Below are 15,381 nucleotides of genomic sequence, written 5' to 3'. Positions count from 1 at the left end.
AAAATCATTATTAGCTTACGCCGCTGGCATTACGGCAAAGCCACTCGCCAGTGAAAAAACTACTAGCGCTGCACTGGGGCGCAGCAATTTCTTATCCGCACTACACCAAACCATCGCCAGGGTCCAAACAATAACGGCAACAAAAGCGCCCCCTACAAGACGGGCACTCTCACCAAACCCGGTGAAGCCAAAATAAAGAAGGCCGGCCAAAAGACCACTGGCTGTTGGTAACAATGCGATAGCCAGGAAACGTAAAACACCTCGCAGCCATAATTGCAGCAAGGCCTCATTGGATGCCGCCCCGCCCGATCTCTGTTTTTCCTGCCGAGGGGGGCCGCTCGGCCAATCACCTTTTAATGCGAGCAAGGTCAGGGCGACCAGCATGGCCAGGAGAGTGGCAATACTCACACCATATTCCACCCCCACCACTGCACTCCAAGCGAATGCCGATAGCAACAGCAGGCCCCAGCCACTCCAGCGGCGCAACGGCTGGGAGCCGCTACGCAGCCAGGCTGAATAGAGACTAAAAATACCGGCAATGGCAAAAATAGTGGCCAGTCCGGCAATAAAATAGAAGGAACTCGGCATAAATATCACACTGGGAGATTTCGGCTCCCGCCCGATAGCGAAACGCAAAAAAGGGAGCTTGCCCACAGACTCCCCCTGCGGACAAACTCCCAGTCTACTCTAACTTAGAAAGTGTAACGTGCCTCAGCAGTCACGTAGCGACGCTCGCCGTAGAAGCAATCACCACGGCTCAAACAAGAGGTGGTGTGAACTTCATCGGTCAGGTTTTTCACATTGAGCTGGAATTTCCAGCTTTCCAGGGTGTAGCCGATGGTTGCGTCATATAAGGTGTAGGATGGATTTTCTGTGGGAAAATCTGCTGAGCCAGCAGGAAGGCCACCATAATAAAGTGCATAAAGTGGAAGCACTTTATCAATACCGGTATAACTCTCACCAACATGACGAGCACCTGCCCCAACGCTTAGACCGGGAACCCACTCACTAAAGTCATAGTTGCCCCAGAGAGAGAATTGCTCCTCAGGTACAGTCTCGATCTCAGTGCCAACCTCAAATGGATTGCTGCTTTCTAGCACTTCAGTATCCATCTGGCTGTAATTAGCCACTAGCGTCAGATTGCCCCACTGTCCACTGGCCTCAAGCTCAAATCCATCAATCTGCGCCTCACCGATTTGTCGGAAAGATCCGTCAAGACCGTAAGTTAAGCGATTTTTCTGCTTAATCTCAAAAGTAGAAGCAGTCATCAGGATATTAGTACCTTCTGGCTGGTATTTAATACCGGCTTCAACTTGCTCCCCTTTAACAGGCTCGTAGGTACCACCCTGGCTATTCGGATCGGCTAAAACAGCTTCAAAAGATTCTGAATAGCTAACATAAGGCGATATACCACTGTCGAAGGCATACATTAAGCCAAATCTTTTAGTGAGTTCCGTCTCTCTCTGTTTGCCACTTACATTTTTAGCAACATTACTTTGTGTTCTCGATGATAATCTATCTTCACGCAAGCCCAAGTTAAAAATAAAGTTACCAAGGCTAACTTGGTCTTGGAAATAAATACCTACCTGCTCAGCATTGACATCGGTATTTTCTCTATCCCGCTCTTCCAGTCCTTCTGGTACAGAACCATAAACCGGGTCAAAAATATCAATGTCGCCACCGAGGCCTCGCACTCTCAGAATGCTGTTATCGATTTCTGCATTCTGGCTATCAATACCTGCAGAAATCTGATGCTCAAAAGCACCAGTAGTCAACTCGCCTGATAAGCGCAGGTCAAAAATCAAAAGATCGCTTTTCGCATCTTTCATATAGACAGTGCGCGACACTTCACGAAGGTCTTTTTGTAAGCGCAGATCATGAGTGTAGTCAGCATACATTGAGTTGTAGTCGACATCCCCTTTTGAATAACGGAGGCCTGCATTGATGCCCCAGCTATCGTTTAAGCGATGATCAACCCACAAGCTATAAGCGGTTTGTTCCGTGTCGTACTTATCCCAACCTGGCTCACTAATAAAGGTATCGGTCGGGATTTCACCGTTTACGTTATCAACAATGGTGCCGCCCCAAGGCAAGAAGGCCGCAGTGGTACCTGTGTTTTCTTCTTGATGGTTCACCAGGAAAGTAATTTCGGTATCCGCACTGGGGCGCCAGGAAATGGAAGGCATAAGCAGAATGCTGTCGTCATCGACATGATCAACCTGAGCATCGGCATCACGAGCATAACCCACTACGCGGTAGAGCCACTCTCCATCGCTATCCAGGGCTCCGGTGACATCGCCAGCAATTACCTTACGATCATAGTCTCCGCCCTGCACCATCAGTTCACCACCAAACTCCTCTTTGGGGCGTTTGGAAACCAAGTTGACAATACCTCCAGTAGAACCCTGCCCATAAAGGACTGAAGACGGCCCTTTAAGAATTTCCACGCGCTCAAAAGCGTAGAGGTTTGCACGTGAGCCGGTATAGCTACCGAAGGTTGTTTTTAGTCCATCGACAAACATGACTGGGTCAACAGCACGCACGGTAGACCAATCGCCGCGAGCATCAACACCAAACAAGCCGCCATTCACTCCAGCAGAGTACTGCAGGATATCCTGCACAGATTTGGAGCCAGTAACATCGAAGAAGTCTTTATCGCGCAGAGAGATAGAGAACGGTGTTTCATCAACCGGAATATCTTGCTTACCAATAGAAGTTTGGCGGGACAGGTTCAACTCGCCGGTTACGTTAACCTCTTCAAGAATTTCATTTTTATCTTCGGCAGCAAAAGCTGTTGAACTGCCTGCAGCAACAGCCAGCGCCAACAGAGAACGGCTAAGGCCGGAGATAACAGGAGAGGAGTTTTGGCGTAAACCTTGGAAACGAGCGGTGCCCATGGGGATCCCTCAACAATCATTGGAAGATTTTTGTTGCCACAGCTACTGCTGCCGACATTTGATGACGCGGATCTTAATAGGAATCGTTATCACTTACAACATTATTAGAACATTTTTTTACTAGTGCAACTCACCCAAGAGTCAAAGGCCTGTAAACAAACAGGCCCAAACCAAGAGTGCAAACGTAACTGGCGCAGTAAAAGAGATATGCTGAAGGCCTTAGGCCCGGTGGAGCTGATTAATACAGCCAATCAGTAAAGAGCTGAAATTAGCCAATATTTTTACATTTTGGCGGGGGCGTGAAGAGCCGGTTGGAAGGTGTTCGGTTAATTTTCAACCGGCACTTCACGGGAGGTGAGGCGCCCTGAGTCTCGGGCACCTCCGAAGGTAAAATAATTTTATGCTCCAGCGCGGATTAACCCTCACCGGAGCCAACTGCTAAGGCGTCGGATAGGTATAGCTGGCCTGCAGACCCAAAGGCATACCCAGGTTCCAGTAAAGAACGAGGAACAACGTCCAGCAGATCAGGAACACCACCGAGTAAGGCAGCATAATAGATACCAGAGTACCTATACCTGTACTCTTCACATAGCGCTGACAATAAACTACTACTAGCGGGAAGTAAGGCATCAATGGCGTAATGATATTAGTGGAGGAGTCACCAACCCGGTAAGCCGCCTGAGTCAGATCCGGAGAGAATCCAATCTGCATCAGCATGGGCACAAAAATCGGGGAGAGCAACGCCCACTTGGCGGAGGCAGACCCTACAAACAGATTGATGAACGCCACCAGTACAATAATCCCCATCAGGGTGATCGGGCCCGGCAGGTTCATAGCCGCCAGTAGACCACCCCCCTCAATCGACAACAAAGTACCTAGGCCTGAGCGGGCAAATTCGGAAATAAACAACGCACAGAAAAAGGCCATCACGATGTAATAGGCCATGGAACCCATGGTCTTGGACATCGCATCAATTACATCCTTACTCTTGTGGAAAGTCCCAGCGGCAAACCCAAAAACGACTCCCGGGATAATGAACAACAGGAAGATCAGCGGCACAATAGACTTCATCACCGGCGCAGCAAAGGAGGCGAGCTGCCCCTGGGAATCGCGCAATGCGGAGGTTTCTGGCAACATCCAAGCGATAAGGCCAACAATACCGGCAACCATTACGGTAACTGCCAGGTACATCGCCTTCTTCTCGCGGGCGCCCAGCTCCTGCATTACCGGCATATCTTCTTTATCGCCATCAATGGCAACATTCTTCAAGCGGGGCTCGATCACCTTATCGGTCAGCCACCAGCCCAACATGGTCACCACTAGGCAGGACGCAGAGGTGAAGAACCAGTTGTTAAGCGGGTTGACCTGCATCTCCGGATCAACGATCTGTGCCGCGGTTTGAGTAAAGCCCTGGAGTAAGGGATCAATTGCCGAGGGCACAAAGTTCGCCGAGAAACCACCTGACACGCCGGCAAAAGCGGCGGCAATTCCCGCCAGTGGATGACGACCGGCCGCATAGAAAATCACACCACCTAAGGGAATCACCAGCACATAGCCAGCATCCACTGCGGTGTGACTGACAATCGCCACCAGAATCAACATGGGGGTAAGCAGCATCTGTGGAGTTATCGCCAGCAGCTTTTTCAACACTGCATTGATAAAGCCACTCTGTTCCGCGACACCCACACCCAACATAGCCACCAACACGACGCCGAGAGGCGCAAAGCCTGTAAAGGTTGTCACCATACTGGAGAGAAAGCGGGCCAGCTCACTACTGGAGAGAAGATTGGTTACCTGAATCGCTTCTCCCGTGGCTGGGTGCAAAGTATCGAAATTCACACCAGATAGCAGCCAGGACAGCACCCAAATGACCACCATCAATACCAGGAAGAGCACCGCGGGGTCGGGCAGTTTATTACCCACGACCTCAATAAAATTTAGAGCCCGGTTGATCCAACCATTTTTGTTATTGGCATCATCGCCCCCAGTGGGGCCTGCCTGAACGTTTTCCATATCGAAACCCTGTACTTTCGTTATTTATTATTAGAGTGAAAGGCGTGGGAAGAACTTCTTATCAGTGACTCCCCACGTTGTAAAAATGACTACTGACCAATCTTGCGAATACCCACCGCGTGACGCAACTTCTCGATAAACGGTGCCGAGTAGGCACGGGCCTTGGCTGCGCCTTTCTCCAGCTCCTCTTCAATTTGGGAGGGGTTCTCAAGCAGAGCGTTATAGCGTTCACGCGCCTCACCAATCTGGCCATTGACCAGTTCGAATAGCTGCTTCTTGGCCTCACCCCAGGCAATGCCCTCTGCAAAGGCCCTGCGCATTTCAGCAGTTTGCTCCTGAGTAGCAAATGCCTGCCAAATTTGAAAAACCGTGGAAGTCTCTGGGTCTTTGGGCTCGCCCGGTTCCAAGAGATTGGTCTTGATCTTGTTGATATGCTTTTTCAGTTTTTTCTCAGGCAGGAATAAGGGGATGGTATTGCCGTAGCTCTTGCTCATCTTGCGGCCATCCAGTCCCTGCAGAACAGCCACGTGGTCATCCACTACCGCCTCAGGTAGGGCAAAATGCTCACCATAGTGATGATTGAAGCGCTGAGCGATATCGCGGGCCATCTCAATATGCTGCACCTGGTCTTTACCCACCGGCACCTTGTTGGCATTGAACATCAATATGTCTGCAGCCATTAGGATCGGGTAGCTATAGAGCCCCATGGTGACGCCAAAATCGGAGTCTTCGCCATCTGCACGGTTGGAATCCACGGCGGCCTTATAGGCATGGGCGCGATTCATCAAGCCTTTACCAGTCATACAGGTAAGCAGCCAGGTCAACTCGGGGATTTCATGGATATCCGACTGACGATAAAAAACCACATTATCTGTATTCAATCCCAGCGCCAGCCAGGTTGCCGCAATCTCCAAGGTGGACTGATGCACCTGTTCCGGGTCCTGGCACTTAATCAACGCGTGATAATCCGCCAGGAAATAAAAAGACTGGTTGTTCTCGTCCTGGCTTGCGGCGATGGCCGGGCGAATCGCACCAACATAGTTACCCAGATGGGGAGTACCGGTGGTCGTGATACCGGTCAATACGCGCTGTTTGCTCATAAATCCTTCGTTTTCCGTACTGAGTTCAGGCAATAGAGGAGGAATCATAACCTGTTCGCGCCCGAGGTTGTATCAGCCGAAGGCATCCACTTCCAGGCCTTGCTCCAGCCATACCGGAGTACGTATATCGCTGTCCCTAACGCCAAAACACCAGAGAACCCGACTTCAGCAGAAAACTTCCCGCGGTACTGACTGACTGAAACCCCGAAGGCTCTGCGAAAGTGGTGACGAAGAGTGGTGCAACTTTCAAAACCGACCAGCTGGGCTGATAACTCACCGACTCCAGCGCCTTTCTATGTAGGACACCCCAATTCAACCTGTGCAACCTCACTGTGTGCCAATATGTCTACGTGTAAAGTCTCCCCCTTTCCTGTCATGCTGGTCTCCACTCCTAATAACCAAATTCCTTGCACGTTCCGACTAAACCACAAAGAAAACGTCATTGGCGCAAAGTTAGCGCTAATTGGCCTTCAGGCCAATCGCAGCGGATAGCAATTATGAGGATACTATTCCTCAGGCAGTGATATTGATCAAATATCGTCCGGCGATGATGGAAGCCAAAAACCGCTCTCCAACCATGCCTCCAACACCAAAAGTACATATAGAGGAAGCTTATGTATCAATTGTTTATTGGAAATAAAAACTACTCCTCCTGGTCCCTTAGACCTTGGTTGTTGATGCACCATTTGGAGATACCTTTTAATGAAAAGCTGGTTACCTTTGAGGAAGGCGGCAGTTGGGAAAAATTTCACGGCTTCTCTCCAACCGGACAAGTGCCCTGTCTGAAAACAGAAGACGTGACGATTTGGGATTCCCTAGCAATTACTGAGTACATTGCCGAAGACTTCCCGCAGGTCTGGCCGAGTGAGCGAGTTACTCGTGCCTGGTCACGCAGCGCTTCCGCAGAAATGCATTCTGGTTTTTCTACGCTGAGAAATATCTGCCCAATGAACTGCGGCCTAAGCGTTGAGCTGCATGAAATTTCAGAGCCCCTGCAAAAAGATATCAAGCGGATTGATGAGTTATGGAATGAAGGTATCCAGAGATTCGGCGGACCATTTTTGGCTGGCGAGGAATTTACCGCTGTCGACGCCTTCTTTGCTCCAGTAACAATTAGGGCCAAAAACTATCATTTACCTGTTAGCAAAACCGCGAAGCAGTATATTGAGCTGATTCACAATCTTCCTTCAATGCAAAAGTGGATAGCGGATGCGATTCAAGAACCCTGGAGGGAGACCGCTCATGAGGAGGAGGCACGGAGTTTTGGAACGATTGTGGCAGATTTACGCCAAAAATAGCCCTTACTGGCTTTTTTAATTAGATGCATCCGGCTCCCATAAAAATTACTGATTTTTAGTTCTGGAGCATAGTCATTCATACAACATGCCCCGGTGCAGCCAAGTACAGCTGCATCGGCAACTGCTCTATGGCAGAATGTCTTACAAAAATTTACTTTGTAAAACTCACTCTACAAGCAGGTAGAGGCAGCAGCCACAAGCACCAATAGCCGTAATGTTACACACCAAGCAAGAAGCACCTTTAAACTATAAATTTGGATTTATTACAGATGCTTCATCCATTGAGCCCCTGAGTTTTTCAGGCCTGGTACTGGAATGCCAATTCGACCAGGACAATTATCAGGATGATTTGTTTTCAAAGCTGGGTATTCAATTCCCATCTGAAATCACCCACGCTTATAAAAAACGCAAAGCCGAATTCCTTGCGGGCAGGTATTGTGCGCACCTTGCACTAAGTTATTTTGGGCTTATTAACACACCTATACCCATTGGCCCCAACCGAAGCCCTCTATGGCCAGCAGATATCTCAGGCTCTATCACCCATGCGGATAACCTTGCCATATGTGCCGTAAATAATAAGCCACAGGCCCTAGGCATTGATTATGAGCCGACAATCGCTATAAATACTGCGAATGAAATAAAAAGCCATATAATCAACCGAGCAGAGGAAATCCTCCTTAGTGGAAGCGGGTTACCCTTCCGACAGTGGATGACCATTGCCTTTTCTACTAAAGAGAGCTTATTTAAGGCACTCTACCCTACTGTTAAGCAATACTTCGATTTTCTCGATGCCGAAATAGTGCATATTGACTCTAAAAACCACAAATTAGTATTAACTATCAAGCGCGATCTGTGTATCGCTGTCAGTAAAGGGCAGCTATTTTCAGGGACCTATAGGTCCCACAGGGAGGGCATTATTACACTGGTTGAACATCAGGAATTCTTGTAGGCGCTCTTGGACAAGAATCTGGAGCATCTCGATTGTATCGAAGTTAATATCCAGCCCTTTCATAGGGCCCAAGATTGCGTCGATAGATCAATAGCTTACGCTCAAAAGAACATACGCAGGCACCATGTTGGTTGAGAGCACGGGAACTAACATGCAGTAAACCTTGATCGAGGCGTGATTTGGATTTTCGCTTACCCAATACTTCCGACTCCAAATATAAAGTATCTCCAGCGTAAACCGCATCCACTTTGCAATTTACCATGCTCAAGTTGGCAACCACTTTACCAAATGTCCGGGTTGTCAAAGCCATTGCACTCAAAACAAAGGTCTCAGGCACTCTAACTCTGTCACCATAAACTCTACGAGCGTAGCGTTGGTCAGAATATCCAGGGCTCAAATCAAAAGAGTGGCGCGCATAGCGTAAGCAGCTAGCCTCAGAGAAAGTATGGCCTGGCCGGTGCTCGAATACCTGCCCTTCTTCGAAATCTTCAAAGTCAACGCCACAGGTTTCGATATAGGTATTTGGCTCAACCTCCCTGAGAAAATGCAACGAATCCTTCACAACTTTCTCCCAAGCAAAATAGTAATCAATAATTTTTTGCGGAAAATGGCAGATGTTCTCGCTTGTAAAGCAGCATGGTACAACGTATCTCACAAGTTTTTTGTTGTTTTTGATTGGAGCCGCTCAGTAAAATCTCAATCAGGCCAGACTCTGAATCTTTCAGATTGGCACCGACAAACAGCACTTCACTCTCGGCATATAAAGTATCACCTCCAAATACCGGAGCCAGCATATCAATACTACCCCACTCAACAATTCTCTTGCGACGGTAGTAAGTTTTCCAAATCATACCCATTAAACGCTGAACGATCAGAGTTGTATTAATGAGAGGTCTTTTAAATTCGGTGTGTTCGGCATAGTACTCGTCAAAATGAATCATCGCCTGGTTAAAAGTATTCACACACTCTTCGACATTATCTTGCTGACTGATCGTCACCCCCGGTCGGTGACGAAAAACCTGCCCCACCTTAAAATCCTCGAAATCCAAACCATAACGCTCCCGGTAGCGATTATTGCCAAGAAAAATATACGCGGGGAAACGATATCGATCCATAAGAGCCCTCTGCTTTAGGCATTAATACCAGTAGTCCTGCTTGAATTACTGCCTATCTACCAAGGTAACCAATTTTCTCGCCCGTTCTACCACTGGTAGATCCACCATGCGCCCATCAACCACCACTACGCCACTGGGATTCTCTTTAAACGCCTGTACGATTTTTCGCGCTCTTTGCACAGTTTCTTCTGTGGGGGAAAACCCTTGGTGAACAGGGTCGATTTGCCTTGGGTGCAAAACTATTTTTCCACGAAAACCTAATGCGGCTACATTTTGGGTTTCCTGTAACAAACCCTCAAGATCCTCTAGATCCAGATATGGGCCATCCACAGCATCTATATTCGCGTATGCCGCAGCCTGTAGAATACGCCCCCTAGCATAACGTAAAGATTCCCAGCTTATATCTGCCCCCACTTCTGCGCAAAAGTCTGCAAAACCAAAACCAATGGCCATTACATTATCGGAACTAGCGATATCCAAACTGTTCTGCAGGCCTTTTGCCGATTCAACCAGCGGCAAAAGCCCGATTGATTGCTCAACTGGCGCCAACAAGTCATTAAACCAGGTGATTTCTTCGGCAGATTCCACTTTGGGGAGAATTACAATATCTGGTTTTGGCCCCTGCCCCAACAGTAACAAAACATCTCTTAACCCCGCCTCTGATGACAATTGATTGATACGCAGCGCTCTCAAGGACGATTGAGTGTCTGGAGGTGGAAAAAATTCTGCTACATTCTGTCGCGCCACATTTTTAAACTCTGGGGCGACGGCATCCTCTAAATCTACGCAGGCTATATCTGCGCCACTCGTGAAGGCTTTTTGATACCTATCCGGTCGGCTGGCAGGCACAAATAAAATACTGCGACAAAGAAAACTCTTCTTTAAGTACATGGCAGTAGTATTCACTTATTGGACCCATTCCCCGACCGTTCAAGTACCCATGCATAGTAGCAGCCGACCTCCGCTTTAAAATAAAAGGTACATTAGATTTAGCAATAACCTTGCCTATGCAAAGAACCTTCCCGCTATACGCTTTTTATCTAACCTAAACTTGCACTCACCAATATAGAAATCACCGGGAATGTCGCTCTATGCTCCCCCTGAAAGGCGTACGCGTAGTTGCTGTAGAGCAATATGGTGCCGGTCCTTTTGGCACACTCTATTTGGCCAATTTAGGTGCGGAAATCATCAAGGTGGAAGATGTCTCTCAGGGTGGTGATGTAGGCCGGACAGTTGGCCCTTACTTTGTAAAAGGCGAAGAGGAGGAGGAAAACAAGGATAACACCAGCTTATTTTTCCAAGGGTTTAACCACAATAAAAAAAGCCTGTCACTCAACCTCAAAACCGAGGAGGGACAGCAGATACTGCAAAAACTTATTGCCACTGCCGATGGAGTTAGCTGTAACCTTCGCGGCGATGTCCCAGAAAAGCTAGGCATCACCTACCAAGCCTTAAGAAAAATTAATCCACGAATTGTGTGTGCCCACCTTACGGCCTATGGCAGGAGTGGAAGCAGGGCAACTTGGCCCGGTTATGATTACCCCATGCAAGCAGAGGCGGGATATTTCAAATTAACAGGAGAACCCGACAGCCCCCCTACACGCTGTGGGCTCTCTTTGGTGGACTTATCTACGGGAGTGGCTATGGCTCTGGCCCTGGTATCCGGCATCCTCAGCGCCCGGGAAACGGGTCGCGGCCGCGATATAGATGTCAGTTTATTTGATAACGCGCTGTATAACCTCTGTTACGTCGCCATGTGGCAATTAAATGCCGGTCACAATCAACAGAGACCGCCTCGCTCTGCACACTTTTCCCTAACCCCCTGCCAGCTATACACCACCAAAGATGACTGGATTTACTTGATGTGCAATAAGGAAAAATTCTGGGTTGAGCTGTGCAATGCCGTAGGGCACTCAGAGCTGTGCCAAGACCCAAGATTTGTTGACTTTAAAGCGCGCTTAAAACACCGCGACAGCCTAACGACAGAGCTGGACAAAGTTTTCTCAAAAAAAACTACAACAGAGTGGCTCAAGATATTAACCGGGCGGGTACCTGCAGCTCCTATTTATGATGTAGAGCAAGCCCTGAATAATCCTTTTGTTACGGAAACCGGCAGAATTCGCTCCATGACTAGCGATGCGGGCAACGAGATCAAAATCCTGGCGCCATCAATACACTGTGGAGATGAAACGGTAGAATTCCGGCGAGCTCCACATATGGGGGAAGATAATGAGTCTATCTTACAAGAATTGGGTTACTCAGCCGAAGAGATCGGAAAATTCGCTAAACAAGGTATCATCTAGCCCAAATAGCTCAGCTTCCTCGGGATTGTTTAAACACCTCGAGCAAGCTGGAAAAATTAGTCCTTAAACTCAAATGCCTCCGCTAGCAGCAGCTCTCGTAGGGACTGCCATTGATCTTGCGGTAAAGAAATAGACACTGTTACCTTGCTGGCATAATCCGCCTGGCCGCAACTGCCCTGATGACGGGCCACCAGAAAACGCAAGCGAGATTCCTGGGCAAAATCACAACATACAGAAGCCTGCTGTAACGGCACAAAGCTCTCCAAAGGCATAGCCTGTAAAGCAGCACCCACCGACCCCCGATAGGCACGCATCAGGCCGCCAACCCCTAATTTGGTTCCACCAAAATAGCGGGTCACTATAGCGCCCACATTGCCAACACCCTGCTTGAGGAGCAGCTCCAGCATTGGGCGCCCCGCACTACCGCCGGGCTCACCATCATCATCGGCTTGCATCATAGTGGGGTTGGCGGGATTGCCGATAATCAACGCCGTGCAGTGATGACTGGCATCCGGGTACTGCTGGCGAATTTGTTTGAGTTGATGCTGAAAGGCCGTTTTATCTGTTACTGGTCCCAACCAACAGATAAAACGGCTTTTCTTCTCTTCAGTCTCACTGACAACGGGAGATGAGGGAATCTGATAGGTCACCGGCAAATGCGTCCCAGTGCTGGCTTTTTAGTTTTTCGTAAAGTGGCTGTAGCTTAGTTTGCCACACCTTATCGTCCACGATGCCAACGTGTTTACAACGGATAGTGCCCTCGGCATCCACCAGGAAGGTTTCTGGAGCACCAAAGACGCCCAGGTCCAGGGCCAGGCGCCCGTCCCTGTCGGCAACGCTAAAGAGATAGGGGTTGTGAAATTTATCCAACCATTTTATGGCCGCTGAATCATCGTCCTTGAGGTTAACACCAATAATAGGTACGCCCTGCTCTGCAAGGGCGTTGAGGTAGGGGTGCTCAACACGGCAGGCCACACACCAGGTGGCCCAAACATTGAGAAGGTGCGGCCCCTTGGGCAGGTCGCCTTTTTGCATGACTTGCTTGTTATCAGCAACCTTTTCCAGGGAAAACTCCGGCACTGGCTTATTCAGCAGCGCCGAAGGCATTTCCTGGGGATTCAAAAACAAACCACGCCAAAACAAAAGCGCCAGGGCCACAAAAATTATCAGGGGTAAAAACAGTTTTAATCTCGACATTTAATTCTTCCCGAAACTTAGGCCGCCGCCAAATTACCGCTGAGAGATGCCTCACGCGCCGCCTTAGCTTTGCGATAACGCTTATCCGCCACGGCAATGCCACCACCAATAGCCATTAGCAGGGCACCCAACCAAATCCACACCACAAAGGCCTTGTACTGCAGGCGCACGGCCCAATCCCCACTGGGATTACTGCGGTCCAATGGCTCGCCGAGGGCAACGTAAATATCACGGAATAAGCCAGTATCAATTGCCGCTTCGGTCATCGTGTTGCCGCCAGAGAAATAATTGCGCTTCTGCGGATACAACTCTGCAACCGGCTTGCCATTCTTGCTAACATGAATCACGCCCTCGAAAGCACGGTAATTTGGACCTTGTGCCAGGCGTACTCCACCGAAATCAAAGTCGTAGCCAGCCACCTGATGGCTGTCGCCAGCACCCATACGCAAATCTTCTTCCACGCTGTATACGGTCGTTAACACTACCCCCAGCACTGCCACTGCCAAGCCTATATGGGCAAGATGCATCCCGTAGTAACTGGCGCGCTGACGCTTAAGGCCGGCGACAAAAGATTTGGCATTGCGGGTTTTGGAAACGATATCTGCAAGACTCGCGCAAAATACCCAGGCGCCAATAAAGAGGCCGAGTACCGCACCCCAGTGGTAATGGTCAAAGGCCAGAGGCCAAACCAGAGCCACCACCAGGGCTGCCAGGAATGGCAGGCGCCAGGCGCTGAGAAGCTTGTCCCAGCGGCTGTCTTTCCAGTTCGCACGCACCCCCATCCCCAGCAGCAGGCAAAGCACCACCATCAAGGGCACAAAGAACAGGTTGAAGAAGGGAGGGCCAACACTGATTTTGCCCAGGTTCAAGGCATCTGCCACCAGCGGATATAAAGTGCCAGTCAGCACCATCGCCATAATCAAGATCAGCAGGATATTGTTACCGAGCAGGAAGGTCTCCAGTGAGCGGAAGGAAAATACACTGCGAGCACTCACTGCTGGCGCGCGCAGCGCAAACAACAGCAAGGAGATCCCCACAACCACCGCCAGGAATCCGAGGATAAAACTACCGCGCAACGGGTCAGTGGCGAAAGCATGCACGGAAGTAATTACCCCGGAGCGCACCAGGAAGGTGCCCAGCAAGCTCAAACTGAATGCAAAAATTGCCAGCAGAATAGTCCAGCTTTTAAACAAGCCGCGCTTTTCCGTGACTGCCAATGAGTGCATTAGTGCGGTGCCCACCAACCAGGGCATCAGCGAGGCATTCTCCACAGGGTCCCAGAACCACCAACCGCCCCAGCCCAATTCGTAATAGGCCCACCAACTACCCAGAGCGATTCCAAGAGTGAGGAAAGCCCAGGCGACTACCGTCCAGGGTCTGGCCCAACGAGCCCAAACCGCATCCAAATGCCCGCCCAAGAGCGCAGCAATGGCGAAAGCGAAGGCGACAGAGAATCCCACGTAGCCCATATACAATAGAGGCGGATGGAAAATCATCCCTGGATCCTGCAGCAGCGGATTCAGGTCGGAACCCTCCATGGGCGGGAATGGCAAAGTGCGATCGAAGGGATTAGACGTCAATATAATAAAGAGGAAAAAGCCGATCAGTACCACACCCAGCACTGAAAGCACTCGCGCTAGCAGCTCCGGCGGTAACTGGCGGCCAAATAGCGCCACAGCCGCAGCCCAGCCTGCCTGGATCAACAGCCACAGCAGAATAGAGCCCTCGTGACCACCCCACACCGCGGTGACCTTATAGTAAATCGGGAGAATACTGTTGGAGTTTTGCGCTACATAGTTAACGGTGAAGTCGCTCTGGATAAAAGCGACTGTCAGGCAGACATAAGCGATAAAAACAAACGCAAAGACGCCCAAGGCCAGTGGCCTGGCGGCCTCCATCCACAGGGGACGCGCACTATAACTGCCTGCTATTGGCAATATCGAAAGCGCAAGAGACAGCAGCAAGCCGACTATCAGCGCAAAATGGCCCAGTTCAGGGATCATATCTTCGCTCCATCGGTGCAGCCTTCGTGGGAAACCATGCTTTCCGCAACTTCAGGAGGCGTGTAGTTTTCATCGTGCTTGGCTAGTACCTGATCGGCACGCAAGACGCCACTGGGCATCAGCTGCCCGCTAATCACTGCAGCTTCACCTTCTGCAAATAGGTCCGGCAGAATCTTATCGAACACGACCGCCAATTCCGCCTCACCATCGGTAATAACAAACTGAACATCCAGGCTGTCTTCCGCGCGTTGAACACTGCCCGGTACGACACAACCACCGGCGCGGATGCGCTTCTCAAAAGGCACCTCACCTGCGGCAAATGCGCTGGGAGCATAGAAATAATCCATATTTTCTCGCATCGCATAGGTGACAAAACCTACGGCGGCACTGGAAAGGGCGACCAGAACAAGTACCAGGATCAGACGTTGCTTGCGTACGGGATGCATTGTTTAGGTGAACTCCATAAGTTTTTGATCTTATCTGCCCGGCCACAGTAGCCACCGGGC

14 protein-coding genes are annotated in these 15,381 nt (G+C 49.8%); 3 read left to right on the top strand and 11 right to left on the bottom strand.

The annotated features are described in order from the left end of the window. Positions 1-15 precede the first annotated feature (15 nt). The 4 genes from ACJJH9_RS06200 to ACJJH9_RS06185 all read right to left on the bottom strand — a co-directional run bounded on the left by ACJJH9_RS06200 (position 16) and on the right by ACJJH9_RS06185 (position 6,010). Positions 16-654, bottom strand: coding sequence for a hypothetical protein (locus ACJJH9_RS06200; RefSeq protein WP_444924652.1), 639 nt, complete (start codon positions 652-654; stop codon positions 16-18). Between the two features lie 38 nt (positions 655-692). Beyond that, complete coding sequence (locus tag ACJJH9_RS06195; RefSeq protein ID WP_444924651.1) at positions 693-2,897, bottom strand: TonB-dependent siderophore receptor; 2,205 nt, start codon at positions 2,895-2,897, stop codon at positions 693-695. Positions 2,898-3,335: 438 nt separating this feature from the next. Continuing rightward, positions 3,336-4,910: an AbgT family transporter gene (locus ACJJH9_RS06190; protein WP_444924650.1), complete on the bottom strand. Its 1,575-nt coding sequence runs from the start codon at positions 4,908-4,910 to the stop codon at positions 3,336-3,338. An 89-nt stretch (positions 4,911-4,999) separates the two neighbouring features. After that, entirely contained in the window at positions 5,000-6,010 is a 1,011-nt protein-coding gene (locus tag ACJJH9_RS06185; RefSeq protein WP_444924649.1) for a tryptophan--tRNA ligase, read from the bottom strand. Positions 6,011-6,624: 614 nt separating this feature from the next. On the opposite strand from ACJJH9_RS06185, the gene ACJJH9_RS06180 reads away from it, so the two are divergent. Both ACJJH9_RS06180 and ACJJH9_RS06175 read left to right on the top strand, forming a co-directional pair. Then, positions 6,625-7,308 (top strand): glutathione S-transferase family protein, encoded by a 684-nt coding sequence (locus ACJJH9_RS06180; protein WP_252085327.1) that lies wholly within the window; start codon positions 6,625-6,627, stop codon positions 7,306-7,308. 214 nt (positions 7,309-7,522) lie between these two features. Next, a complete protein-coding gene (locus tag ACJJH9_RS06175) occupies positions 7,523-8,257 on the top strand; it encodes a 4'-phosphopantetheinyl transferase family protein (protein WP_444924648.1) in 735 nt (244 codons plus the stop codon). A 43-nt stretch (positions 8,258-8,300) separates the two neighbouring features. On the opposite strand, the gene ACJJH9_RS06170 is transcribed toward ACJJH9_RS06175, so the two are convergent. The 3 genes from ACJJH9_RS06170 to ACJJH9_RS06160 are packed head-to-tail and all read right to left on the bottom strand — an operon-like array spanning position 8,301 to position 10,278. Continuing rightward, positions 8,301-8,819, bottom strand: coding sequence for a MaoC family dehydratase (locus tag ACJJH9_RS06170; protein ID WP_444924647.1), 519 nt, complete (start codon positions 8,817-8,819; stop codon positions 8,301-8,303). Positions 8,820-8,844: 25 nt separating this feature from the next. Beyond that, complete coding sequence (locus tag ACJJH9_RS06165) at positions 8,845-9,372, bottom strand: MaoC family dehydratase (RefSeq protein ID WP_252085324.1); 528 nt, start codon at positions 9,370-9,372, stop codon at positions 8,845-8,847. A 45-nt stretch (positions 9,373-9,417) separates the two neighbouring features. Then, positions 9,418-10,278: an HpcH/HpaI aldolase/citrate lyase family protein gene (locus tag ACJJH9_RS06160; RefSeq protein WP_444924646.1), complete on the bottom strand. Its 861-nt coding sequence runs from the start codon at positions 10,276-10,278 to the stop codon at positions 9,418-9,420. Positions 10,279-10,463: 185 nt separating this feature from the next. On the opposite strand from ACJJH9_RS06160, the gene ACJJH9_RS06155 reads away from it, so the two are divergent. Beyond that, a complete protein-coding gene (locus ACJJH9_RS06155) occupies positions 10,464-11,675 on the top strand; it encodes a CaiB/BaiF CoA transferase family protein (protein ID WP_444924645.1) in 1,212 nt (403 codons plus the stop codon). Between the two features lie 56 nt (positions 11,676-11,731). Here the strand turns inward: ACJJH9_RS06155 and ACJJH9_RS06150 are convergent, their stop codons facing one another. Genes ACJJH9_RS06150 through ccmE form a run of 4 tightly spaced genes read right to left on the bottom strand, consistent with a single transcriptional unit; the run spans position 11,732 to position 15,321 of the window. Beyond that, positions 11,732-12,325, bottom strand: coding sequence for an IMPACT family protein (locus tag ACJJH9_RS06150; protein ID WP_444924644.1), 594 nt, complete (start codon positions 12,323-12,325; stop codon positions 11,732-11,734). Beyond that, positions 12,288-12,872 (bottom strand): DsbE family thiol:disulfide interchange protein, encoded by a 585-nt coding sequence (locus ACJJH9_RS06145; RefSeq protein WP_444885463.1) that lies wholly within the window; start codon positions 12,870-12,872, stop codon positions 12,288-12,290. Before ACJJH9_RS06145 ends, ACJJH9_RS06150 begins: the two co-directional genes overlap by 38 nt. 17 nt (positions 12,873-12,889) lie before the next feature. Beyond that, positions 12,890-14,875 (bottom strand): heme lyase CcmF/NrfE family subunit, encoded by a 1,986-nt coding sequence (locus tag ACJJH9_RS06140; RefSeq protein WP_444924643.1) that lies wholly within the window; start codon positions 14,873-14,875, stop codon positions 12,890-12,892. Next, positions 14,872-15,321, bottom strand: a complete 450-nt coding sequence (ccmE, locus tag ACJJH9_RS06135; protein ID WP_252085318.1) for a cytochrome c maturation protein CcmE — start codon at positions 15,319-15,321, stop codon at positions 14,872-14,874. The genes ACJJH9_RS06140 and ccmE overlap by 4 nt, the downstream gene beginning before the upstream one ends. Positions 15,322-15,381 lie beyond the last annotated feature (60 nt).

Source organism: Microbulbifer mixtoriginis (SeqCode) (assembly GCF_052466715.1).
Note: the sequence above shows the minus strand (reverse complement) of the source record. Positions and strands in the feature narration are given on the sequence as shown.

Bases quoted from the DNA above. Each gene is read 5' to 3' on its own strand.
- ACJJH9_RS06175 (WP_444924648.1), top strand. From the start codon at position 7,523: ATGTTACACACCAAGCAAGAAGCACCTTTAAACTATAAATTTGGATTT.
- ACJJH9_RS06190 (WP_444924650.1), bottom strand. From the start codon at position 4,910: ATGGAAAACGTTCAGGCAGGCCCCACTGGGGGCGATGATGCCAATAAC.
- ccmE (WP_252085318.1), bottom strand. From the start codon at position 15,321: ATGCATCCCGTACGCAAGCAACGTCTGATCCTGGTACTTGTTCTGGTC.
- ACJJH9_RS06145 (WP_444885463.1), bottom strand. From the start codon at position 12,872: ATGTCGAGATTAAAACTGTTTTTACCCCTGATAATTTTTGTGGCCCTG.
- ACJJH9_RS06180 (WP_252085327.1), top strand. From the start codon at position 6,625: ATGTATCAATTGTTTATTGGAAATAAAAACTACTCCTCCTGGTCCCTT.
- ACJJH9_RS06165 (WP_252085324.1), bottom strand. From the start codon at position 9,372: ATGGATCGATATCGTTTCCCCGCGTATATTTTTCTTGGCAATAATCGC.
- ACJJH9_RS06140 (WP_444924643.1), bottom strand. From the start codon at position 14,875: ATGATCCCTGAACTGGGCCATTTTGCGCTGATAGTCGGCTTGCTGCTG.
- ACJJH9_RS06185 (WP_444924649.1), bottom strand. From the start codon at position 6,010: ATGAGCAAACAGCGCGTATTGACCGGTATCACGACCACCGGTACTCCC.
- ACJJH9_RS06195 (WP_444924651.1), bottom strand. From the start codon at position 2,897: ATGGGCACCGCTCGTTTCCAAGGTTTACGCCAAAACTCCTCTCCTGTT.
- ACJJH9_RS06155 (WP_444924645.1), top strand. From the start codon at position 10,464: ATGCTCCCCCTGAAAGGCGTACGCGTAGTTGCTGTAGAGCAATATGGT.